The organism is Dysosmobacter sp. Sow4_B12 (assembly GCF_052116665.1).
Taxonomy (GTDB): Bacteria; Bacillota; Clostridia; order Oscillospirales; family Oscillospiraceae; genus Oscillibacter.
The window spans coordinates 118,737-141,625 of sequence record NZ_JBQKKR010000004.1; the positions used below are offsets into that span (position 1 = coordinate 118,737).

Here is a 22,889-nt window from a genome sequence, read left to right on the forward strand (position 1 = left end):
GCCGGCTGTCTTTGAAAGGACCCCCAATTCCTCCCCCCAATTCTGGGGGGAGGAATTGGTGTGTTTTTCGCGTCTCCGACTCTATTTTGAAAGGAGCCCCTCATGGACCACTTTATCCAACTGTCGAATTTTTCGAAAATCGTGCCCTATGCGCAAATGTTCGAGCAGGGCCTTGTGGTCACGGTCTTGCTGTCCCTGTTCACGGTGCTCATCGGCTTTGTGCTGGCTTTGCTGCTGGCCTTGATGCGGATGTCCAATGTCCGCCCCTTCCGCTCCTTGGGCTTGGATCAGTACGGCCACCTGCGGGACGGCGGCTTTTTGCTGACCCTCAGCAAATTCAACCCCCTCAGCTTCCTGGCCACCGCCTATGTGGAGGTCCTGCGCTCCACCCCTGTGATCGTGCAGGTCATGATCATTTACTACGGCGTGTTCGGCATCATCGACCTTCCCCGGTTCACCGTGTTCGGCTTCATCAAATTTGAGCGGTTTTTCCCCGGCGTGGTGGCCCTGGGCATGAACTCCGGCGCGTACCTGTGCGAGATCATCCGTTCCGGCCTCCAGTCTGTGGACGGCGGCCAGACGGAGGCCGCCCGTTCCCTGGGCTTGACCCAGAAGCAGAACCTGCGCTTCATCATCCTGCCCCAGGCGGTGAAGAACATCCTGCCGGCTATCGCCAACGAGTTCGTGGTCATCATCAAGGAATCCGCCATTACATACACCATCGGCGTGCAGGACATCATGTCCGCCGTCCAGCAGGTGAAGGGCGCCACCTTCGTCATCATCGAGCCCCTGCTGGTGGCGACGGCCATTTACTTCTGCCTGTGCTTCCCCACCTCCAAGGTCATTGCCTATTTTGAAAGGAGAATGAGCCGTGGCGACAAGAGATAGTCTCATCCAGGTCACCGACCTGAAAAAATACTATAACAAGGGCGCCATCAAGGCGCTGGATGGCGTCACGGTGAACATCGACCGGGGTGACGTGATGGTGGTCATCGGCCCCTCCGGCTCCGGCAAATCCACGTTCCTGCGCAGCTTGAACCTGTTGGAGGAGCCCACCGGCGGCACCATCGTCTTTGACGGCGTGGATATCACCAAGAAAAAGGTGAGAAACGACCAGGGCAAGCTGGTGAAGCTGGATATTGACCATCACCGCCAGAAGATGGGCATGGTGTTCCAGCACTTCAACCTGTTCCCCCACATGACCATTCTGGACAATATGACCCTGGCCCCTATCCAGGTCAAGCATATGGACAAGGCCGCCGCAGAGGAAAAGGCCCTGGCGCTGCTGGACCGGGTGGGCCTGCGGGACCGTGCCGGCGCCTATCCCATCCAGCTCTCCGGCGGACAGAAGCAGCGTGTGGCCATCGTCCGGGCCCTGGCCATGGAGCCGGAGGTCATGCTGTTTGACGAGCCCACCTCCGCCCTGGACCCCGAGATGGTGGGCGAGGTGCTGGAGGTCATGCGGCAGCTGGCCCAGGAGGGCATGACCATGGTGGTGGTCACTCACGAGATGGGCTTTGCCCGGGAAGTGGGCAACCGGGTGCTGTTCATGGCGGACGGGAAGCTGCTGGAGGAGGGCTCTCCGGAGGATATTTTCGGCAATCCCCAGCATCCCAGACTGAAAGACTTTTTGAGCAAAGTTCTTTAAACTGCAAGGGCACGCACTTCCGTGCGTGCCCATTTCATCAGAAAGGGAGCGTTTTTATGACAAAAGAAAAGCAGGCGGCCATCGCCGCCGTGGAGGAAAAAGCGGCGGTCATTGCCGACGTGGCGGACAGCGTGTGGGGCTACGCGGAGCTGTCGCTCCAGGAGGAGCGCTCCGCCGCCAAGTATTGCCAGGTATTGGCCCGGGAGGGTTTCACGGTAGAGAAGGGCATCTGCGGCATCTCCACCGCCTTTTCCGCCAGCTTTGGCAGCGGCCGGCCCGTCATCGGCATTTTGGCGGAGTATGACGCCCTGTCCGGCCTGTCCCAGAAGGCGGGGAGCCTGACGCGGGAGGAGCTCATCCCCGGCGGCTGCGGTCACGGCTGCGGCCACAACCTGCTGGGCGCCGGCGCCCTGGCAGCGGCGCTGGGCGTCAAGGCGTATCTGGAGCGCACGGCCTGTCCCGGCACCGTGGTGCTGTACGGCTGCCCCGGCGAGGAGGGCGGCGCCGCCAAGGCCTTCATGGCCCGGGAAAAGCTGTGGTACGGCCTGGACGCGGCGCTGACCTGGCATCCGAAGGACGTGAACGAGGTGGTCACCGGCTCGTCCAACTCCTGCATCCAGACCCAGTACAAATTCACCGGCGTCGCCGCCCACGCCGCCGGGGACCCGGACCGGGGCCGCAGCGCCCTGGACGCGGTGGAGCTGATGAACATTGGCGTCCAATTCCTGCGGGAGCATATGAGCGACAAGGCCCGGGTCCACTACGCCATCACTGACGCCGGCGGCCGCAGCCCCAATGTGGTGCAGCCCCGGGCCAGTGTGCTGTACATGGTCCGCTCCAACCACGTGGCGGAGGCGGTGGAGCTTCAAAAACGGGTGGATGACATCGCCAAGGGTGCCGCCCTCATGACCGGCACCACCTTTGAAAAGCAGTTCATCGACGGCCTGGCGGACACAGTCCCCAATCATACTCTGGAAACGGTGCTGTACCGCAACTTCGAGGCACTGGGTGTGCCTGCCCACACGGCGGAGGAAAAACGCTTTGCCGGCGCCCTGGCAAAGACCTATCCCGGCAGCGACGGCGTGCCCGGCATCGGCGCGGATTTCGATGCAGACGTGGCGGAGCAGGTGCGGCAGCTGCGGGCAAGCATAGGCGGCGCATTGAACGACTTCCTGGCGCCTTTGTACCAGGGGCCCGCCTTTGAGCCCGGCTCCACCGATGTGGGGGACGTCAGCTGGCAGACGCCCACGGGCCAGATCCATGTGGCGGCCTGGCCCAACGGCTGCCCCGGCCACAGCTGGCAGAACGTGTCCTGCGGCGGCACGGAGATCGGCCGCAAGGCCGCCGTCCACGCCGGCAAGGTGTTGGCGGCCGCGGCCATTGACCTGCTGACGGACCCGTCATTGCTGGAGGCCGCCAGAGCGGAGTTCCAAAAGCAGACGGCGGCGGGCTATACCTGCCCCATCCCCGCCGACGCGGTGCCCGTGGTGCCGGACTGAGCCAGAGAGCCCGCTTTCCCTGGACATTCCAAACAGCGGATGGTACAATGGGGAAAACCAGGAACGGCTTGAAAAGGGAGGATGCACACATGAAATATTCCGTCAACATTGAGGTCATCTATAAAGAGATGCCCTTTGCGGAGCGGTTCGCCGCCGCCAAGCGGGACGGCTTCCAATACGTGGAGATCTGGGACTGGGAATCCAAGGACCTGGAGGAGCTGAAGTCCCTGTGCCGCCGGTACGGCCTGGAGATCTCCTGCATGGGCGGCGACGGTCCCATCTCCCTGTGCGACCCCGCCCACGGGGAGGAGTATCTGGCCTATCTGCGCAGGTCCTTGCAGGTTGCCCGGGACGTGGGCTGCAAGCTGCTGGCCGTTCATTCCAACGAACTGCTGCCGGAGCCCCGGCAGTACGCGGCGGACCTGTTTCCCCAGTACAGCGACGCGGAGAAGTTCATGGCCATGTACCGCTCCCTGGCCGCCATTGCCCCCGAGGCGGAGCAGGCCGGTGTGACGCTGTGCCTGGAGGCCTTGAATGTGGAGACCGACCATCTGGGTAACTTCTTGAAATACACCAAGGACGCGGCGGAGATCGTCCGCATGGTGGCTTCTCCCAACGTGAAGATCCTGTACGATGCCTATCACATGTACCTCAATGAGGGCAAGATCATAGAGACCCTGCGGAAATACCAGTCCCTCATTGGCTGCATCCACATCGCCGATGCCCCCGGCCGCGGGGAGCCCGGCACCGGCTGCATCAATTACCGGGCGGTGCTCCAGGACCTGTATGACCACGGCTACGACCAGATGATCGCCTTCGAGCTGTACCCCCGGCAGGGCTCCGCCGCCGCGGTGGAGGCCATTAACGCGGTCCGCGCAGGGCTTTAAAACGGTTGTGAATGTCCCCGTGTCTTTTGCACGGGGACATTTTCAGCAATTGCAACAAAATGCATACAAAATATTTTTTAGCCAAAACAAAATTTTTGTTTGATTTTGCCTGCGGAGCTTGCTACAATGACTTATGGTCATACCAGTACTACCGTAAGGAGGCTCTCACCATGCAAAACTCAGCGTCCCGCCAGGACCTGCTGTTCCAGTTCCACGGTACACCCCCCATCGGCACATCCCTCTCCCTGGCCCTGCAGCATCTGGTGGCCATGATCGTGGGCTGCGTTACACCGCCCATCATCATCGCCGGCGCCATCGGCCTTTCCCAGGCGGACCGGGTGCTTTTGATCCAGGCGTCCTTGGTCATGTCCGCCGTGTCCACGCTGCTGCAGCTCTTTCCCATCGGCAAGCGGTTCGGCTCCGGCCTGCCGGTGATTCTGGGCGTCAGCTTTGCCTATGTCCCCAGCATGCAGGCCATCGCCTCCTCCGGCGGCGGCGTCAGCGCCATTGCCGGCGCCATGCTGGTGGGCGGCGTGGTGGCGGTCATCGTGGGCATCTTTGTGAAAAAGATCCGGCTGTTGTTCCCGCCTGTCATCACCGGCACGGTGGTGTTTACCATCGGCCTGTCCCTGTATCCCACCGCCATCAACTACATGGCCGGCGGCACCGCCAACACCTATGAATCCGTGGTAGAGGCCCGGGGCCTGACGGAGGCGTTGGTGTACGGCTCCTGGCAGAACTGGCTGGTGGCGGCCTTGACGCTGACGGCGGTCATGGTCCTCAACCACTACGGCAAGGGCATCTGCAAGCTGGCCTCCATTCTGCTGGGGATGCTTTTCGGGTATGTGGTGGCGCTGCTGTTCGGCATGGTGAGCTTTGCCGACGTGGGCACAGCCGCCTGGTTCTCCCTGCCCCGTTTCATGCACTTCGGCGTTACCTTCGATGCCGCCTCCTGCGTCGCCATCGGCTTACTGTTTGCCATCAACTCCATCCAGGCCATCGGCGACTTCACCGCCACCACCGTGGGCGGCCTGGACCGGGACCCCACGGACCGGGAGCTCCAGGGCGGCATCATCGCCTACGGCGTCAGCAATATCCTGGCGGCTCTCTTCGGCGGCCTGCCCACCGCCACCTACTCCCAGAACGTGGGCATCGTCACCACCAACAAGGTGGTCAACCGGACGGTGTTCACCTTTGCCGGCTGCTTTTTGCTGCTGGCGGGCGTGTCCCCCAAGTTCGCCGCGCTGCTGACCACCATTCCCCAGTGCGTGCTGGGCGGCGCCACTGTCACCGTGTTCTCCACCATCGCCATGACCGGCATGAAGCTCATTGCCTCCCAGGATCTGACGGCCCGGAACACCACCATCGTGGGCCTGTCTGCCGCCCTGGGCGTGGGCATCTCCCAGGCCAGCGCCGCCTTGAACCAGTTCCCGGCGGCAGTCACCATGATCTTCGGCAAGTCCCCCGTGGTCATCGCCACCCTTATGGCGGTGCTGCTGAATCTCATTCTGCCCAAGGAAAAGGCCTAAAACCAAAAAACAGAGCCGGCGAAAGCCGGCTCTGTTTTTTGGTTTCACAGTGTGCCCGCGATGTCCCGCACCAGACGGGCGGTCATGCCCCACACGGCGCGGCCATGCCAGTACCACACGGGCACGTCCACCCAGCCGTGGTTCCAGGGATAGTCCCGGGGGATGCCCACGGATTCATAGGGGAAGTCCTCCGGCACCTGGGGCACCAGCTCGTAGCGCCAGGGCTCCGGCGCCGTTTCCTTGAAAAAGCGCAGCGGTGCGGTGAACACCTCCGCCACCTCGGCGGGGGAGGGGGACATGGCGGCAAAGCCCGCAGGGGACACCAGCCCCAACACCGGCCGCAGCAAAAAGCCCATCTGGTTGCAGATGAAATCCGGCGTGCCCAGAACGGTGACGGCGGAGGGGGGGATAGACAGCTCCTCCTCCGTCTCCCGCAGAGCGCACTGGACGGGGGATTCCTCCGCCTCCATGCGGCCGCCGGGGAAGCACACCTCGCCGGGCTGGCTGAGGTTCCGGCCCCGGACCTCGAAAAGCAGGTGCAGGCCGTCCGGCCGCTCCACCAGTGGGCAGAGGACGGCATAGCTGTGCCGGGCGCCCAACAGTCCCGGCTGATGGCCGCCGTACCGGCGGTACAGGGCGTCCAGCTCCCTCACAGCAGCATCCGCAGGGCGGCCTGGTGGTTGTGGATGTTTACCTTGGCGGCGCTGGGGGCATACTCTCCATCCAGGGACCAGGGCAGGTCCTCCTCGGTCTCCAGGTGGATGGAGGAGACATGGCGGAATACCAGACCCTCGCTGTCGTACTGCTGGTTCAGCAGTGCCACCACCAGGTTCTGCAGGTCCAGGGCGGTCCTGGGATTGGGGACCAGCAGCAGCTCGAACTTGCCGTCGTCCAGCACCACCCGCTCCGGGTCCAGCTTCATGAGCCCGCCGATGGAGGTGGAGTTGCACACGGCGCCGAACAGGTATTCCCCGTCCAGCACCTCACCGTCGGCGGTGAGGCGGACGCGGTAGGGCCGCAGGGTGTTGAGGTCCTTCATGCCCTCCAGAATATAGGCGAAGTGGCCCAAGGCGTTTTTGGCGGCCTGGGAGGCGGAATAGGAGCTTTTGGTAAAGGCACCGAAGGAGGCCACGTACACGAAGCACCGCTCATTCCACTGGCCGATGTCCAGCTGGCAGGGCACATTGCGGACAATGGACATGGCCGCCATGACAGGGTTGCCGGAGATCTGGAGGCTGGCGGCGAAGTCGTTGGTGCTGCCCTGGGGCAGATAGCCCAGAAGCGGACGGTGCTCCAGCTTCACGAGGCCGGAGATGACCTCGTTGAGGGTGCCGTCGCCGCCGGCGGCTACTACCAGGTCGTAATCGCCGCCCTCCCGGGCGGCGGTGATGGCGGCGTCACCGGGAGCGGTGGTCTTGTGCAGGGAGACCAGATACCCCGCTTGGGAAAAAACAGCGATAGCGTCAAACAGGGGGCTGCGGGATTTGCTGCGGCCCGCCCGGGGATTGACGATGAAAAGAAGCTTTTTCTGGGTCATGGAACGCCTCCTAAAAAGACGAAACGGAACGGTCATATGTGAGAGGTAGTATATCACGGGAAAATGAGGATTGCAATTCCTCCGGGGTCCGTGTAGAATAAAAATGTCAGAGGAGGTGGCCAAATGAAGCGGAAGGACGGACATGTGACGCTGGGAGTGACGGTGTTCTGCACGGTCAGCGCCATTTTGCTGCTGTATGATACCTTCTTTGGCAGCCGGGTGCTGCAGTCCTTTGGCCGGCAGTTCCTCTCCGCCCTGTCGCCTGTGCTCTACGGCGCTTTTTTCGCCTATTTGCTGACGCCCATGGTCAACTATTTTGAAGAGCTGTTCCTGCCCAAGGGGAAAAAGCTCGAAAAAGGGAAGCGGACCTCCGCGGGGCTCCGGGCGCTGAGCATCCTGCTGACCTGGGCCATCATCGCCGTGCTTTTGTACCTGCTGGCCTCCGTGCTGCTGCCGGAGCTGTATAAGAGCATTGCCCAGCTGCTTTCCAACATCGAGACCTATTACCACACCATCAGCGGCTGGGTGGCTCATCTGCTGGAGACATATCCGCCGCTGGAGCACTGGGTGAGCCAGCAGCTGGATCTGTCCTACAACAGCCTCATGAACTGGATCACCAAGGAGGTGCTGCCCCAGGCCTCCACACTGATGACCATTGTCTCCGGCAGCGTGTTCGGCCTGGTGAGCTTTTTGAGCGACCTGCTGGTGGGCATCATCGTGTCCATCTATTTCCTGGCCACCAAGGAGACCTGCGCCGCCCACGCCCGGAAGGTGGTGTGCGGCCTGTTCCCCAAGGAGCAGGTCTACTGGCTGCTGCGGGGCGCCGCCAAGGTGGACAGCATCTTCGCCGGCTTCGTCCGGGGCAAGCTGCTGGATTCCCTCATCATCGGCATCATCTGCTTTGTGGGCTGCTCCATTTTGAAATTTCCCTATACGCCCCTGGTGTCCGTCATCGTGGGCGTCACCAATGTGATCCCCTTTTTCGGCCCCTTCCTGGGGGCCATCCCCAGCACGTTCCTTATTTTGCTGGTGTCCCCCATGAAGGCGCTGTACTTCGTGCTGTTCGTGCTGCTGCTGCAGCAGCTGGACGGCAACATCATCGGCCCCAAGATCCTGGGGGACAAGACGGGCCTTTCCAGCCTGTGGGTCATCATCGCCATTTTGGTGGGCGGCAGCTTCTTCGGCCTTGTCGGCATGTTCTTCGGCGTGCCGGTGTGCGCCTGCCTGTACAGCGCCGCCGACTTCCTGGTGCGGGTGCTGCTGAAGAAGCGGGGCCTGCCCCTGGAGACGGAGGCCTATGCCGCCGGCACACCGGAGAGGACGGCGCCGGCCGCGGAGGGGTCCGGGACGGAAGAGGAAGAAAAACCGTAATTTTTTGCGAAATCCTCTTGCAATCGACCATGCTATCGTGTACAATACAGCCTTGCGGGAGCTTGTTATAAAAATAACGACTACCCGCAAGGCTCCTTTTACAATTGAATAGAGCCGACCATTTCTGTCAGGGCGGACAGCTTCCGCCCAACACTGACCTCAAAGAGGCAGTGATGCAAAGGAGAAACCAAGATGAAGAAGAAACTCATGGCGTTCCTTCTTCTGGCAAGTCTCCTGTGCGCCGCACTCACCGGTTGCGGAGGCAGCAGCACAGAGAAGACCCCGGAAGACGGACAGACACAAGGCGGCTCTACCGACGCGGTGGCCAACGAGATCACGGTGGGCATCGCGCAGGACCTGGACGACAGTCTTGACCCTCACCTGGCGGTGGCGGCAGGAACCAAGGAAGTCATGTTCAATGTGTTCGAGGGCTTGATGAAGCCCACTTCTACGGGAGATCTGACCCCTGCTGTTGCTGAAAGCTACACCGTTTCCGAGGATCGGCTGACCTACACCTTTACCCTGCGTGAGGGCGTGAAGTTCCACAACGGTGACGAAGTGACGGCGGAGGATGTTGTATATTCCATTAGCCGCTGCGCCGACACCACGGACGGAACTCCGCTGGTGGAGGCGTTTTCTGTTATCCAGTCGGTAGAGGCCGTGGATGCGCGCACCGTCGCCATCACCATCTCCGAGCCCAGCAACGAGTTTATTTCCTATATGACCACCGCCATCCTGCCTGCCGATTACGACCAGCAGGATACCGCCCCCGTGGGCACCGGCCCGTTCAAGTTTGTCTCCCGGGCCGCCCAGGACAACATCGTTCTGGAGAAGTTTGACGAGTATTGGGGCACCCCCGCGTATCTGGACAAGGTGACCTTCAAGATCATGGAGAATGCCGACAGCCTGGTGATGAGCCTTCAGAGCGGCGCCATCGACCTGTGCTCCCACTTGACCAGCACCCAGGTGGCCCAACTGGGCGACGATTTCTACGTGGCCGAGGGCACCATGAACCTGGTGCAGGCCCTGTACTTGAACAACGCGGAAAAGCCCTTTGACGACGTGCGGGTCCGCCAGGCCCTGTGCTACGCCGTGGACAAGCAGGGCATCATCGACCTGGCCTTTGACGGCTACGGCAGCCCCATTGGCTCCAGCATGTACCCCGCCTTCGGCAAGTATTTTGACGAAAGCCTGACCAATTATTACACTAAGGACGTGGAAAAGGCGAAGAGCCTCCTGGCCGATGCCGGCTATCCCAACGGCTTTGAGATGACCATTACCGTTCCCTCCAACTACCAGCCCCACATCGACACCGCCCAGGTGCTGGTGGAGCAGCTGAAGGAGATCGGCGTCACCGCCAAGATCGAGCTGGTGGAGTGGGGCACCTGGGTGTCCGACGTGTATGCCGGCCGCCAGTTCCAGTCCACCGTGGTGGGCGTGGACGCCTCCAACATGACCGCCCGTGCCCTGCTGGAGCGGTTCACCTCTGATTATGCCAAGAACTTTATCAATTATAACAACGCCGATTACGATGCCCTGTTCCAGCAGGCTCTGGTGACCTACGATGACGGGGAGCAGACCGCCATCTACAAGGCCATGGAGAAGAATCTGACCGAGAACGCCGCCAACGTCTACATCCAGGACCTGGCGGACCTGGTGGCCGTGCGGCAGGGACTGGAGGGCGTGACCTTCTATCCCATCTACGTACTGGACCTGTCCACGGTGCGGTACGCACAGTAATATGAAGAGCGGCAGAGCCTTTGCCGCTTGCCCGGAAAGGGGATGATGACCATGAAATACGCGGCAAAACGCATCGCGATGCTGCTGGTGACCATGATCATCGTCTCCTTTTTGGCGTTTGTGGCCTTTTCCCTGGTCTCCGGCAGCGCCGCCGAGATCATGCTGGGCACCCAGGCCACCCCGGAAAAGGTGGCGGCCCTGGAAAAGGAGATGGGCCTGGACCGGCCGCTGATGGTGCGCTACGGGGAGTGGCTGCTGGGCTTTTTCACCGGCGACCTGGGCACCTCCATCAGCTATAAGCAGCCGGTATGGCAGCTTATCGCCCCCAAGGTGCGGGTGACGCTGTGCCTGAGCGTTTTGAGCTTTTTGCTGATCGTGGCGGTGTCCATTCCCGTGGGCGTCCGCTCCGCCCGCCGGGCGGGAGGACGCCTGGACGGCGTGGGTACGGCGCTGAACCAGCTTTGCATGGCGGTGCCGCCCTTTTTCACCGGCATCTTGCTGACCTGGCTGTTCAGCACCGCCCTGCGGTGGTTCACCCACGGCAAGTTCCCGGACCTGGGGACGGATTTCCCCGGCGCCGTGAAGTATTTGTTCTTCGCCGCCATCTCCATCGCCATCCCACGGGTGGCCATGACGGTGCGGATGCTGCGCAGCACGGTCCTGGGGGAGATGCAGAAGGACTATGTCCGCACCGCCATCTCCCGGGGCAACGACCGCACCGGCGTGCTGTACGGCCATGTGCTGAAAAACGCCCTGGTGCCTGTGGTCACGTTCCTGGCCCAGACCATGGCGGAGATCGTGGCGGGCAGCATCGTGGTGGAGCAGGTGTTCGCCATCCCGGGCCTTGGGCGGCTGCTGGTGGCCTCCATCTCCAACCGGGACTATCCGGTGGTCCAGGCCATTGTGGTGATCCTGGCCTTCTGGGTGGTGCTGGCAGGCACCGTGGCGGACCTCATCAACCAGCGGATCGACCCCCGCCTGCGGCTGGGAGGTGACGCATGAAGCGTTTGAACGGATATCTGAAAGCGGGCCTCCTGCTGACGGGCTTTATGACGCTGATGATCGTGGTGGGCTATTTCTGGACGCCCTATGACCCCTCCGCCATGATGGCGGGGCCCAAGCTGTCCGGACCCACCCTCCATAACCTTATGGGTACGGACAATTTCGGCCGCGACATCTTCAGCCGCGTGCTGAAGGGCGCCGGCACCACCTTCGCCATCGCCGCCGCCACCGTGGCCATCGGCGCTGTGTGCGGCACGGTGGTGGGCGCCCTCACCGGCTATTTCGGCGGCGTGGTGGACGAGGTCCTCATGCGCCTCAACGACGCCCTCACCGCCTTTCCCAGCATCCTGCTGGCCCTGGTCATCATCAGTGTCCTGGGCCCCGGCAACAAGTACAACGTGGTGCTGGCCCTGGGCATCGTGTTCATCCCCAGCTTCGCCCGGGTCACCCGGACGGCCTTCGCCGCCCTGCGGGACGTGAACTACGTGAAAAGCGCCCGGCTCATGGGCGCGGGCAGCGGCCGCATTTTGCTGGTGCACATGCTGCCCAACACCGTCCACGTGCTGCTGCCGGCCATCACCATCGGCTTCAACAACGCCGTGCTGGCGGAGGCCTCCATGAGTTATTTGGGCATCGGTGTCACCCCGCCGGACGCCTCCTTGGGCTATATGCTCTCCGAGGCCCAGAGCATGTTCACCGCCGCCCCCTGGTACGCGGTGTCCACAGGCTTGACCATCATTTTGCTGGTGTTCGGCGTGGGCCTTATCGGCGAGGGACTGCAGCGCCGGGGCAGGGAGGTGGCCTAATGCTGGAGATCAAAGACTTACATGTGAAATTCCACGCCCGGGACCGGGAGGCCGTGGGCGGCGTCAGCTTCACCATTCAAAACGGCGAGATTTTAGGCCTGGTGGGGGAGTCCGGCTCCGGCAAATCCGTCACCGCCATGAGCATCGCGGGGCTGCTGCCCCGGAAGCAGTGCGATTACTCCGGCCAGATTCTGTTGGACGGCACGGAGCTTCTCCACGCGGACCGTACGCTTTTGCGGAAGGTCCAGGGCAAGGACATCGGCGTGGTGTTCCAGGAGCCTATGAGCGCCATGGACCCGCTGATGAAGGTGGGCCGACAGGTGGAAGAGGTGCTGCGGCTTCACGACAATATGCCGCCTCAGGAGCGGCGGCGCCTGGCGCTGGAGGCCCTGGCGGCGGTGGAGCTGCCGGACCCGGAGGGCGTCTATGAAAAATATCCCCACGAGCTCTCCGGCGGCATGCTCCAGCGGGCCATGATCGCCGCGGCCATCATCATCCGACCGAAGCTCCTTCTGCTGGACGAGCCCACTACCGCCCTGGATGTGACCATCCAGGCGCAGATTTTGGAGCTGCTGAAAAAACTGAACCGGGAATCCGGCATCTCCATGCTGTTCATCTCCCACAACCTGAATGTGGTGCGCAAGCTCTGCACCCGGGTGGCGGTGATGCAGCGGGGGCTGCTGGTGGAGGAGGGGGAGACCGACCGGGTGTTCTACCACCCCCAGCACCCCTACACCCAGCGGCTTATTGCCGCCATCCCCACCCGGACACGGAAGGAGGAGCAATCATGAACGACGATCTGGTGCTCTCCCTCCACCATGTGACCAGTGGCTACCACGAGGGTGGCCGCTTCCGGAAGGGGAGCTATCACGAAGTCCTCCACGACGTGTCCTTTGACGTCCTCCACGGCGAGATTTTGGGACTGGTAGGCGAGTCCGGCACCGGCAAGTCCACTCTGGCTCGGACCATTCTGGGCATGGTGCAGCCGGACCAGGGGGAGGTCATCCACTATACCAAGCGGCCCCAGATGATCTTCCAGGACCCGTACAGCTCGTTGAACCCCGCCTACACGGTGGAGTGGATATTGGAAGAGCCCCTGCGTATTTACGGCAAGTACGACGCCCCGGAGCGAAAGCGCCGGGTGCGGGAGATGCTGCGCCTGGTGGAGCTGCCGGAGGAGTGCTTGCACGCCAAGCCGGCGGAGCTCTCCGGCGGCCAGCGCCAGCGGGTGTCCATCGCCACGGCCCTCATCCAGCGGCCCCGGTTCCTCGTTGCCGACGAGCCGGTCAGTGCCCTGGACGTGACCATCCAGGCCCAGATCTTAAAGCTGCTGAAGGACCTGCGAAATGAGCTGGACCTCAGCTATCTCTTTATCTCCCACGACTTGAACGTGGTGTACCAGCTGTGCGACCGGGTGCTGGTGATGAAGCAGGGCCGCATCGTGGAGCAGGGCACCGTGGACGATATTTTTGACCATCCCCGGGAGGAGTATACCCGGCAGCTCCTCGCTGCCGCGGAATAAGGGCATGAAGCTTTTGAAAACCTACAAAAAACTCCATATCTGGCTGCTGGCAGACCTCGGCCTGCTGGCAGCCTATTGGCTTTGCAGGGGCAACCGGGCGTGGATGAACGCTCTGGCGGCCCATGTGACAGCGCCCCTGCGCCGGGCTATCGGCCGGATCTGCTACCGGGTGGACTTCTCCGTGGCGGAGGCACTGTGTGTGCTTTTGGTGGTGCTTGCCGCCACATATGTGGTCTGGAGCGTCATCGCCGTCATTCGGCGCCGGGGACATGGCGCCCTCCAGCGGGCCTACGGCGCCGTGCTGGGAGCGGTGTGCGCGGCGCTGACCATCTACGTGGGGTTTTGCTTTTTGCTTGGCATCGACAGCTACGCCGACGGCTTCCAGGAAAAGTCCGGACTGTACGCCCAGCCGGTGGCGCTGGAGGACCTGCAGGCGGTGACGGCGTATTTCGCCCGGCAGGTGGCGCAAACGGCGCCCGGCGTGGCCCGGGACGAGGACGGTGTGTTCGCCGAGGACCGGCGCGCGATTTTGGAAAACAGCGTCCGCGCCTACGACGCCCTGGAGGAGGAATATCCCTTTCTGGCCTTTGACGACACCGGGGTCAAGCCGGTGTATTTCTCCCGCTTTCTCAGTGCCCTGGACTTTACCGGCATCTACTGTCCCTTCACCGGGGAGTCCAACGTGAATGTGGATTCCCCCGCCAGCATGCTGCCTGCCACGGCGGCCCACGAGCTGGCCCACCAGCGGGGCATTACCTCGGAGCAGGAGTGCAACTTCCTGGCCATTTTGGCCTCCACCACCTGCGGCGACGAGGTGTATGCCTATTCCGGCTGGCTGTCCGGGTATATCTACTTGGGCAACGCGTTGTACCGGGTGGACCCGGAGGCCTACTGGGCCATCCGAAGCGCCCTGCCGGAGACTGTCCAGGCGGACCTGCGGTATCAGAACGAGTACTGGGACCAGTTCGAGGACAAGGCGGCCCAGAAAGTCTCCAACCGGGTGTACGACAGCTTTTTAAAGGGCTATGGCCAGGAGCTGGGGCTCCAGTCCTACGGCACCGTGGTGGACCTGCTGGTGACGTACTACAAAGACCGGATATAAAAAATGAGCCGCGAAAGCGGCTCATTTTTTATCACTTCATCAGCTCACACACCAGGTCGGTGTAGCCGGAGGGGTCCTCCAGGGGCAGTCCCGCGATGAGCAGGGCCTGGTCGTACAGGAGCGTAGCGTACTTTTTCGCCTTTTCCGGGTCGGCGGTGACGGCGGCCTCCAGGGCCTGGAAGGCGGGGTGCTCCACGTTCAGCTCCAGGATGCGGTCGGCCTTGATACCGGAGTCCGGCTGGACGGACTGGAAATACTTCTCCATCTCAAAGCTCAGGCCCTCGCCGGCGGTGAGGCAGACGGGGTGGGACTTGAGGCGGGCGGAGGCCTTTACCTCCTTGACGGCGTCGCCCAGGGTCTCTTTCACGAAGTCAAAGGCGGCCTTGTGGGCGTCGGCGGCCTCCTCGGCCTTCTTCTCGGCGCCCTCCTCGATCTCCTGGTCCAGCACGGAGCGGAACTCCTTGTCCTGGTAGGTGTGGAGGACCTGGGCACAGAACTCATCCACGTCCTCGGTAAAGTACAGGATCTCCACGCCCTTGTCCCGCAGCAGCTCCGTCTGGGGGAGCTTGTCGATCTTGTCCAGGCTCTCACCGGCGGCGAAGTAGATATACTTTTGGTCCTCCTGCATGCGGGAGACATACTCGCCCAGGGTGACGAGCTTTTTCTCCGTGGAGGAGTAGAACAGCAGCAGGTCCTGGAGCAGGTCCTTGTGGGCGCCGTATTCGCCCACCACGCCGTACTTCAGCTGGCGGCCGAAGTTTTTCCAGAAGGTCTCATAGCCCTCCCGGTCGTCCTTGAGCATCTTGGCAAGCTCGCTCTTGATCTTCTTCTCCAGGTTGGCGGCGATGACCTTCAGCTGCCAGTCGTGCTGCAGCAGCTCCCGGGAGATGTTCAAGCTCAGATCGGGGGAGTCCACCACGCCCCGGACGAAGCGGAAATGCTCCGGCAGCAGGTCGGCGCACTTGTCCATGATGAGCACGCCGTTGGAGTAGAGCTGCAGGCCCTTTTCGTACTCCTTGGTGTAGTAGTCGAAGGGGGTGGCGCCGGGGATGAACAGCAGCGCCTTGTAGGTGACGGCGCCCTCGGCGGATACGGCGATGACCTTCTGGGGGTCGGCGTAGTCGTGGAACTTGTCCCGGTAGAACTTGTTGTACTCCTCCGGCTTCACGCTGGACTTGCGGCGCTGCCAGATGGGCACCATGGAGTTGAGGGTCTCCTCCTCGGAGTAGGTCTCATACTCGGGCTTATCGTCGGGAGTGCCCTCTTTTTTGCGGGTCTTGCTGACTTCCATGCGGATGGGGAAACGGATATAGTCGGAGTACTTCCGCACCAGCTCCTGCAAACGCCAGGACTCCAGGAACTCGCTGTACTTCTCGTCGTCGGTATCGGGCTTGATGTGCATGATGATGTCAGTGCCCACGGATGTCTTTTCGCACTCGGTGATGGTGTAGCCGTCGGCGCCGGCAGACTGCCACATATAAGCGGTGTCGCTGCCATACTTCTTCGTCACCACGGTGATGTGGTCCGCCACCATGAAGGCGGAGTAGAAGCCCACGCCGAACTGGCCGATGACGTCGGTGTCCTTGGCGTCGTCCCCTACCTCCTGCTTGAAGCGGTAGGAGCCGGAGGAGGCGATGACGCCCAGGTTGTTTTCCAGGTCCTCCTTGTCCATGCCGATGCCGTTGTCGCTGACGGTGATGAGGCGGCCGTCCCTGTCCACTTTCAGCTCGATCTTGAAATCCTTGCGGCTCATGCCCACGGAGTCGTCCGTCAGGGCCTGGTAGCACAGCTTGTCGCAGGCGTCGCTGGCGTTGGAGATGATCTCCCGCAGGAAGATCTCCTTGTGGGTGTAGATGGAGTTGATCATCAAGTCCAGCAGCCGCTTGGATTCGGCCTTAAATTGTTTTTTTGCCATGTTGAGGTGCACTTCCTTTATTTATTTTTTCACAACGGGATGAGTATATCACTTTGAACAAAACAAATAAATGACCAATTTGTAAATTTCGGGGCAAATTGGTTGTCTGCTGGGAAGAGGCAGAGTAAAATAAGAGAAAAATCAACCGGCGCCCGTCCGCGCCGGAAAAGGAGACCTGTGATATGGGAATTTTCCGCAAGCTCGGAAATGCCATTGCCCGCTTTATGTACGGACGAAACGGTATGGACCAGCTGAACACGGCGCTGCTGCGGGGATACCTGGCCCTTTTCATCGCGCAGATGGTGTTCTCCCTGGCGAAGCTGGAGGGCGGCGCCATGGTCTGCGAGATTTTGCTGTGGCCGCTGATGGTGCTGATCTTTTTCCGCATGTTCTCCAAGAACCTTTATAAGCGGCAGGGGGAAAACACCAAATACTTGAACTGGATATGGGGCGTGAAGAACAAGAACGCCGGGGCAAAGGCCCGCCATGCCGATAAGGACCACAAATATTTTACCTGCAAGCAGTGCAGGACCATCTGCCGGGTGCCGGTGGGGAAGGGAAAAATCATCATCACCTGCCCCAAGTGCGGCGCGCAGATCCACGCGAAAACCTAAGCCCCAGGGACGTACAAGGCCGTACGTCCCTGTTGCTTTTGATTTGGGAGGGAATATCAATATGGAGATCGGATTTGCATCACCGCGGGACACGGAGGAGCTGCTGGCCATTTACGGCCAGTACATCGACACCCCCATCACCTTTGAGTGCGTGCTGCCCACAAAGGAGGCGTTTGAGGAGCGCATCCGGGGCATCACCGCCTGCTACCCCTACCTGGTCTGCCGGGAAAACGGCCGGATCGTGGGCTATGCCTACGCCCACCGCCAGGCGGAGCGGGCGGCCTACCAGTGGAACGCGGAGCTGTCCATATACCTGGACCGGGGAGCCCGGGGCCGGGGCCTTGGCCGCCGGCTGTACGGCGCGCTGATGGAGCTGCTGCGGCTCCAGGGCATCCGCACGGTCTACGCCCTGGTCACCGTGCCCAACCCCGCCAGCGAAGGGCTGCACCGGGCCATGGGCTTTCGCACCATGGGCGTCCAGCGGAGCACCGGCTATAAGGACGGCGCCTGGCGGGACGTGGCCTGGTTTGAAAAGCCCATCGGAGCGTATGACGCGGCGCCGGCGCCTCTGCGGCCGCTGGAGCAGGTGCCCGGGGAGCAGGTGGACCGCATCCTGGCGGCGGCGTCGGGGGAGTGATACATTTAAGTATAGTAAAAGGGAGGAGCCCGCGCTCCTCCCTTTTGTTATAAAGCGGTGTGTGGACTCAGCCCTTGCAGACGGGGACGATCCAGCCCTTGTCGTCGGGGATCTTGCCCCACTGCATGCCGGTCATGGTATTGTACAGCTTCTGGGTCAGAGGCCCGATCTTGCCGTCGCAGATAAAGACCTTGTCGTCCTTCCAGTCCAGCTCCTTGACGGGGGAAACCACGGCGGCGGTGCCGGTGCCGAAGACCTCCTCCAGGGTGCCGTCGTGGCCGGCCTTCATAATGTCGGCGATGGCCACGTGCTCCTCCACGACCTCGTAGCCCCAGTCACGCAGCAGCTCGATGCAGCTGCGGCGGGTGACGCCGGGCAGCACGGTGCCGGTGCAGGGAGCGGTGTAGATCTTGCCGGAGATCTTGAACATGATGTTCATGCTGCCGACCTCTTCCACGTACTTTTTCTCCACGCCGTCCAGCCACAGCACCTGGGCGAAGCCTTTCTCCTCAGCCAGCTCGCCGGCCTTGATGGAGGCAGCGTAGTTGCCGCCGCATTTGGTGAAGCCGGTCAGGCCGGGGGCGGCGCGGACATACTCGTCCTCCACGTAGATGCGGACGGGGTTGATGCCCTCGGCATAGTAGGCGCCGGAGGGAGCGACGATGATGCAGAAGGTGTAGGTGGGGCTGGCGTGAACGCCCAGACCCACGTCAGTGGCGAAGATGAAGGGACGGATGTACAAAGAAGCGCCCTCGGTGTGGGGGACCCAGTCCTTCTCTACCTCCACCAGAGCCTTCACAGCCTGGATATAATCCTCCACGGGAATGGTGGGGATGCACAGGCGGTCGCAGGAATCCTGCATGCGCTTGGCGTTGCAGTCGGGGCGGAACAGCTGGATGGTGCCGTCCACGGCGCGGTAGGCCTTCATACCCTCAAAGATCTCCTGGGCGTAGTGGAACACCACGCAGGCGGGGTCCAGGATAAAGGGGGCGTAGGGGACGATGCGGGCATCGTGCCAGCCCTGGCCCCGGGTATATTCCATCAGGAACATATGGTCAGTAAAAATCTTGCCGAAGCCCAGCTTGGTCTCGTCGGCGGGCTTGGCCTTGAGGGTCGCGGCTTTTGTGATCTTGATATCCAACATATTGATGACTCTCCCTTACTTTTGGATTGAAGCTATAAAAAAAGACCTCCGCGCAATCCTGCTGTTCAACAGGAGAGGCGAAAGTCACACTTCCGTGGTACCACTCTCATTGCCGCTGAAAAGGCGGCCGCTCAAATGCCCGGATATCGGTGGGCGTCCGGTCCGTATACTGGGGGAAGCCCCTGTTCTGCGGACAGCTCCCGGGTGACACCCCTGGGCGGCCCCTGCTGCCTTGCACCCACCGGCAACTCTCTGAAGGAGCGTGTGCCCGGGACAAATCCCGTTCATCGCATTTATTTATAGCTGACTATAACTATTTACTTTATACGCTGTTAAAGCGGTAAAGTCAATGGTCAAAATGCACAGAAAGGCCATAAAATCAAGAAGATACATGGGAGGCCCGGCAAATGTGTCTGCCGGGCCTCCCATGAGCTTGGTAAGAATAGGAGGGAGAACTGTTACTGGATGCAGGCCATGCCCCGGTGGAAGGCCTCAATGTTCAAGGGGATGAACTTGGCCTTGGGGCCGGCGAACATCTCCTGGATCATTTTCTCAATGGTCTCGGGCTTGAGGACCTTGGTGGCCGCCACATAGGCGCCCAACATGACCATGTTGCTGACCTTGGCGTTGCCCACCTCGTCAGCGATCTTGGAGCAGGGGATATAGTAGGCGGTCAGATCCTCCCGCTGGACCTTGTCAGTGACCACGTCGCTGTTGACGAACACGGTGCCGCCGGGCAGGACGCCCTCTTCAAACTTCATTAGGGAGGGCTCGTTCAGAGCGATGAGCTCCGTGGAGCGCGCGAACACAGGGGAACCCACCGGCTTATCAGACAGGACCACAGAGCAGTTGGCGGTGCCGCCGCGCATTTCGGGACCGTAGGAGGGAGCCCAGGTGACATTCAAGCCCTCGTCCATGCCGGCCTCCGCCAGGTTCTTGCCGATGGCCAGGCCGCCCTGGCCGCCGAAACCGGAAATGATGATCTGCTTTTTCATCTTACTTCACCTCCGCGCTGGTTTCCTTGATAACACCCAGGGGATAATAAGGAACCATGTTGTCCATGAGCCACTGCTTGGCCTTCAGAGGAGACATGCCCCAGTTGGTGGGGCAGGTGGACAGGACTTCCACAAAGGTGAAGCCCTCGCCGGCCATCTGCTTTTCAAAGGCCTTGCGAATGGCCTTCTTGGCCTTGTTCAGATGGGGGATGTCGGTGACGCAGACGCGCTCGGCGTAGACGCAGCCGTCCAGAGTGGACAGCAGCTCCGCCACCCGCATGGGCATACCGGCCTGCTCCTTGGTGCGGCCCATCTGGCAGGTGGTGGCCTTCTGGCCGATCAGAGTGGTGGGAGCCATCTGGCCGCCGGTCATGCCGTAAATGGCGTTGTTGATAAAGATGGTGGTGAACTTCTCACCGCGCATAGCGGCGTGGACGATCTCGGCGGCGCCGATGGACGCCAGGTCGCCGTCGCCCTGATAGGTGAACACCGGCTGGGTGGGATGGGTGCGCTTGATGCCGGTGGCCACAGCGGGAGCACGGCCGTGGGCAGCCTCCTGCATATCGCAGTTGAAATACTTGTAGGCAAAGACGGAGCAGCCGACGGGGCACACACCGATGGCCTCGTCCAGCAGGCCCATTTCCTCCAGGACCTCGGCTACCAGCTTATGTACGATGCCGTGGTTGCAGCCAGGGCAGTAATGGAGCTCGGCATCCGTCAGACCCTTGGACTTCTGATATACGATCGCCATATTACTTAGCCTCCTTCAGGGCCTTTTTGGCCGATTCCACGATTTCCTCAATGGTGGGCATCACGCCGCCGGCGTGGCCCAGGTAGGAGATGGGCTTCTGGCCCTCCACAGCCAGGCGGACGTCGTCGATCATCTGACCGCCGGCGCTCATTTCCACGTCCAGGATGGCCTTGACGTGGGCCTCACCGGCCAGGTCATGCAGCGCCTTCTCGGGATAGGGCCACAGCGTGATGGGGCGGAACAAGCCGGCCTTGATGCCCTCGGCCCGCAGAGTCTCCAGAGCGCTGAGGGCGATACGGGCGGGGGTGCCGTAGGCGGTGATGACCAGCTCGGCGTCCTCGCAGTCCTTCATATCCCAGCGGACTTCCTTCTCAGCGATCAGCTTGTACTTGGCCTCCAGGTCGGCGTTGTGACCGTCGCACTCCTCGGGGGCCATGTACAGGGAGTTGATGACATTGGTGTGGTCACGGCCGTGCTTGCCGGTGGTGGCCCAATCCTTGGGAGGCAGCTCCCGCTTGGGGATGTCCCGCCACTCAATGGGCTCCATCATCTGGCCGATGAGGCCGTCGCAGACCACCATGGTGGGGTTGCGGTAGCAGTCGGCGATGTCGAAGGCCTCCTGCACGAAGTCCACGGCCTCCTGGATGTTGGAGGGGGCCAGGACGACGGTGCGGTAGTCGCCGTTGCCGCCGCCGCGGGTGGCCTGGAAATAGTCGCCCTGACCGGGCTGGATGGTGCCGAGGCCCGGGCCGCCGCGCATGCAGTTGACGATGACGCAGGGCAGCTCAGCGGCGGCAATGTAGGTGATGCCCTCCTGCTTGAGGCTGATGCCGGGAGAAGAGGAGGAGGTCATGGCGCGCATACCGGAGCCGGCGGCACCGTAGACCATGTTGATGGCCGCCACCTCGGATTCGGCCTGGACAAAGACCTTGCCGTGCTGGGGCATATGCAGGGACAAATACTCGGGCACCTCGCTCTGCGGGGTGATGGGATAGCCGAAGAAGCAGTCGCAGCCGGCCCGGATAGCGGCCTCAGCGATGGCTTCATTACCTTTCCAAAGTTCCTTTTCCACGGTTGATGACCTCCTTTTTCAGAATTTTTCCACGGTGATGATGGAATCGGGGCAGATCTTCGCGCAGCTGGCGCAGGCGATGCACTGGCTGATGTCCGTCACCGCGGCGGGATGATAGCCCTTGCGGTTGATGACCGTGTTGTCAATGGCAACGATGTGCTTGGGGCAGACGGAAACGCACAGTTCGCAGCCCTTGCAGCGGTCGGAGTTGAACGTTACTTTTGCGGTCATATTGGATAACTCCTCCTTCTTTCCAGGTTCGTGGCTCATTCCCACGGCTTTTTCATTTGTATCGTGATCGGAAAAACAGGCTCCGAAAGATCGGACAACTCCGGGATAAAGCGCTCCTCCGCCACGTGGCAGAGCACGGGGATGCCGGTCTCCTGGGAGACGGTCTCCGCCAGCCGGGCGCCCTTGCGGATCTCCTCCGCGGTGGTCTCGCCGCACAGGTGGGTGTTGTTGACGATGCCGGTGCAGGTGAGGCTGGTGGTGGCCTCAATGCCCCGCAGATAGGCAATGGCCGCTTCCGGCGTGCGGACCTCCGGGCGGTTGGCGTTGAGCACATAGATCAGCTGGTAATCCTCTGGGACGATCTTGTCGTTGAACCGGGCCAGCACCCGGGCACCCACGGGGTCACCGCCAATATCCAGCACGCCGGTGATGTCCCGGTTTTCCAGGATGGTCAAAAGCTCCGCCGGCAGGGCGGGCACATCGGCGTCAGAGCAGGCCTGGGAAGAGGAGATCAAGCGGATGCCCGCCTCCTGCAGCAGGTCCCTGCGCTCCCGGGAGCGGAAATAGGGGTTCACAATATCCAGGTCCGCCACCATGACTTGATGGTTCAAGCCCGCCAGCTGCAGCGCCAGGTTCACGGCAAACTCCGTTTTGCCGGTGCCGTAGTGGCCGGTGATGATGGAGACGCGGTGGGTGCAGATAGCATCTGCCCTCAAGACAGTTCACCTCGCAAATTTGAAGTTTAGTTGTATTATTTTTATTCATGTTGTATGATGTCATTGTACTCTCGGTAAAATATGATGTCAAGTATATTCTTGCGTTGTCAGACAAAAAAGCTTATAATATTTAGCGATAGACCAAGACCCGGGTATAGACCCGCCCGGTCA

The 22,889-nt window shown here is 61.6% G+C and carries 23 protein-coding genes; 14 read left to right on the top strand and 9 right to left on the bottom strand.

Features of this window, described 5'->3' with window-relative positions; translation table 11 throughout:
* The first annotated feature begins 102 nt into the window (after positions 1-102).
* The 5 genes from ACTQ4R_RS06700 to ACTQ4R_RS06720 all read left to right on the top strand — a co-directional run bounded on the left by ACTQ4R_RS06700 (position 103) and on the right by ACTQ4R_RS06720 (position 5,563).
* Positions 103-888, top strand: a complete 786-nt coding sequence (locus ACTQ4R_RS06700; RefSeq protein ID WP_441627064.1) for an amino acid ABC transporter permease — start codon at positions 103-105, stop codon at positions 886-888.
* Entirely contained in the window at positions 872-1,648 is a 777-nt protein-coding gene (locus ACTQ4R_RS06705; protein ID WP_441627066.1) for an amino acid ABC transporter ATP-binding protein, read from the top strand. The genes ACTQ4R_RS06700 and ACTQ4R_RS06705 overlap by 17 nt, the downstream gene beginning before the upstream one ends.
* Positions 1,649-1,704: 56 nt before the next feature.
* On the top strand, positions 1,705-3,147 hold the full coding sequence (locus ACTQ4R_RS06710) for an amidohydrolase (protein WP_441627068.1): 1,443 nt from the start codon (positions 1,705-1,707) through the stop codon (positions 3,145-3,147).
* An 89-nt stretch (positions 3,148-3,236) separates the two neighbouring features.
* Complete coding sequence (locus tag ACTQ4R_RS06715; RefSeq protein WP_441627070.1) at positions 3,237-4,034, top strand: TIM barrel protein; 798 nt, start codon at positions 3,237-3,239, stop codon at positions 4,032-4,034.
* 170 nt (positions 4,035-4,204) lie between these two features.
* Positions 4,205-5,563 (top strand): uracil-xanthine permease family protein, encoded by a 1,359-nt coding sequence (locus tag ACTQ4R_RS06720; RefSeq protein WP_441627072.1) that lies wholly within the window; start codon positions 4,205-4,207, stop codon positions 5,561-5,563.
* Positions 5,564-5,607: 44 nt separating this feature from the next.
* On the opposite strand, the gene ACTQ4R_RS06725 is transcribed toward ACTQ4R_RS06720, so the two are convergent.
* Both ACTQ4R_RS06725 and ACTQ4R_RS06730 read right to left on the bottom strand, forming a co-directional pair.
* Positions 5,608-6,216 carry an NUDIX hydrolase gene (locus ACTQ4R_RS06725; protein WP_441627074.1) on the bottom strand — a complete coding sequence of 203 codons (609 nt, stop codon included), beginning with the start codon at positions 6,214-6,216 and terminating at the stop codon, positions 5,608-5,610.
* Positions 6,213-7,100, bottom strand: coding sequence for a diacylglycerol/lipid kinase family protein (locus ACTQ4R_RS06730; RefSeq protein WP_441627076.1), 888 nt, complete (start codon positions 7,098-7,100; stop codon positions 6,213-6,215). The genes ACTQ4R_RS06725 and ACTQ4R_RS06730 overlap by 4 nt, the downstream gene beginning before the upstream one ends.
* Positions 7,101-7,223: 123 nt before the next feature.
* Here ACTQ4R_RS06730 and ACTQ4R_RS06735 point away from each other — a divergent pair, with 123 nt between their 5' ends.
* The 7 genes from ACTQ4R_RS06735 to ACTQ4R_RS06765 all read left to right on the top strand — a co-directional run bounded on the left by ACTQ4R_RS06735 (position 7,224) and on the right by ACTQ4R_RS06765 (position 14,643).
* Positions 7,224-8,471, top strand: a complete 1,248-nt coding sequence (locus ACTQ4R_RS06735; protein ID WP_441627078.1) for an AI-2E family transporter — start codon at positions 7,224-7,226, stop codon at positions 8,469-8,471.
* Positions 8,472-8,663: 192 nt separating this feature from the next.
* Positions 8,664-10,211, top strand: a complete 1,548-nt coding sequence (locus ACTQ4R_RS06740) for an ABC transporter substrate-binding protein (protein WP_441627080.1) — start codon at positions 8,664-8,666, stop codon at positions 10,209-10,211.
* A 42-nt stretch (positions 10,212-10,253) separates the two neighbouring features.
* Positions 10,254-11,213 (top strand): ABC transporter permease, encoded by a 960-nt coding sequence (locus ACTQ4R_RS06745; protein ID WP_441627082.1) that lies wholly within the window; start codon positions 10,254-10,256, stop codon positions 11,211-11,213.
* Complete coding sequence (locus tag ACTQ4R_RS06750) at positions 11,210-12,019, top strand: ABC transporter permease (RefSeq protein ID WP_441627083.1); 810 nt, start codon at positions 11,210-11,212, stop codon at positions 12,017-12,019. The genes ACTQ4R_RS06745 and ACTQ4R_RS06750 overlap by 4 nt, the downstream gene beginning before the upstream one ends.
* A complete protein-coding gene (locus tag ACTQ4R_RS06755) occupies positions 12,019-12,810 on the top strand; it encodes an ABC transporter ATP-binding protein (protein ID WP_441627085.1) in 792 nt (263 codons plus the stop codon). Before ACTQ4R_RS06750 ends, ACTQ4R_RS06755 begins: the two co-directional genes overlap by 1 nt.
* Positions 12,807-13,541 (top strand): ABC transporter ATP-binding protein, encoded by a 735-nt coding sequence (locus ACTQ4R_RS06760; protein WP_441627087.1) that lies wholly within the window; start codon positions 12,807-12,809, stop codon positions 13,539-13,541. The genes ACTQ4R_RS06755 and ACTQ4R_RS06760 overlap by 4 nt, the downstream gene beginning before the upstream one ends.
* A gap of 4 nt (positions 13,542-13,545) precedes the next feature.
* Positions 13,546-14,643 (top strand): DUF3810 domain-containing protein, encoded by a 1,098-nt coding sequence (locus tag ACTQ4R_RS06765; protein WP_441627089.1) that lies wholly within the window; start codon positions 13,546-13,548, stop codon positions 14,641-14,643.
* Between the two features lie 31 nt (positions 14,644-14,674).
* On the opposite strand, the gene htpG is transcribed toward ACTQ4R_RS06765, so the two are convergent.
* Positions 14,675-16,558 (bottom strand): molecular chaperone HtpG, encoded by a 1,884-nt coding sequence (htpG, locus tag ACTQ4R_RS06770; protein ID WP_441627091.1) that lies wholly within the window; start codon positions 16,556-16,558, stop codon positions 14,675-14,677.
* Positions 16,559-16,740: 182 nt separating this feature from the next.
* Between htpG and ACTQ4R_RS06775 the strand changes: the two genes are divergently transcribed.
* The gene (locus tag ACTQ4R_RS06775; RefSeq protein ID WP_441627093.1) at positions 16,741-17,172 is read left to right on the top strand and encodes a hypothetical protein; all 432 of its coding nucleotides are present in this window, start codon (positions 16,741-16,743) and stop codon (positions 17,170-17,172) included.
* Between the two features lie 61 nt (positions 17,173-17,233).
* Positions 17,234-17,809, top strand: a complete 576-nt coding sequence (locus ACTQ4R_RS06780) for a GNAT family N-acetyltransferase (protein WP_441627094.1) — start codon at positions 17,234-17,236, stop codon at positions 17,807-17,809.
* Positions 17,810-17,876: 67 nt separating this feature from the next.
* Here the strand turns inward: ACTQ4R_RS06780 and ACTQ4R_RS06785 are convergent, their stop codons facing one another.
* The 6 genes from ACTQ4R_RS06785 to ACTQ4R_RS06810 form a co-directional block, all read right to left on the bottom strand.
* Positions 17,877-18,953, bottom strand: a complete 1,077-nt coding sequence (locus ACTQ4R_RS06785; RefSeq protein WP_441627096.1) for a branched-chain amino acid aminotransferase — start codon at positions 18,951-18,953, stop codon at positions 17,877-17,879.
* Positions 18,954-19,411: 458 nt separating this feature from the next.
* Positions 19,412-19,948 carry a 2-oxoacid:acceptor oxidoreductase family protein gene (locus ACTQ4R_RS06790; protein WP_441627098.1) on the bottom strand — a complete coding sequence of 179 codons (537 nt, stop codon included), beginning with the start codon at positions 19,946-19,948 and terminating at the stop codon, positions 19,412-19,414.
* 1 nt (position 19,949) lies between these two features.
* The gene (locus ACTQ4R_RS06795; protein WP_441627100.1) at positions 19,950-20,699 is read right to left on the bottom strand and encodes a thiamine pyrophosphate-dependent enzyme; all 750 of its coding nucleotides are present in this window, start codon (positions 20,697-20,699) and stop codon (positions 19,950-19,952) included.
* 1 nt (position 20,700) lies between these two features.
* The gene (locus tag ACTQ4R_RS06800) at positions 20,701-21,771 is read right to left on the bottom strand and encodes a 3-methyl-2-oxobutanoate dehydrogenase subunit VorB (RefSeq protein ID WP_441627102.1); all 1,071 of its coding nucleotides are present in this window, start codon (positions 21,769-21,771) and stop codon (positions 20,701-20,703) included.
* An 18-nt stretch (positions 21,772-21,789) separates the two neighbouring features.
* The gene (locus ACTQ4R_RS06805; protein WP_441627104.1) at positions 21,790-22,002 is read right to left on the bottom strand and encodes a 4Fe-4S dicluster domain-containing protein; all 213 of its coding nucleotides are present in this window, start codon (positions 22,000-22,002) and stop codon (positions 21,790-21,792) included.
* 35 nt (positions 22,003-22,037) lie between these two features.
* The gene (locus ACTQ4R_RS06810; RefSeq protein ID WP_441627106.1) at positions 22,038-22,718 is read right to left on the bottom strand and encodes a hypothetical protein; all 681 of its coding nucleotides are present in this window, start codon (positions 22,716-22,718) and stop codon (positions 22,038-22,040) included.
* Positions 22,719-22,889: the final 171 nt, after the last annotated feature.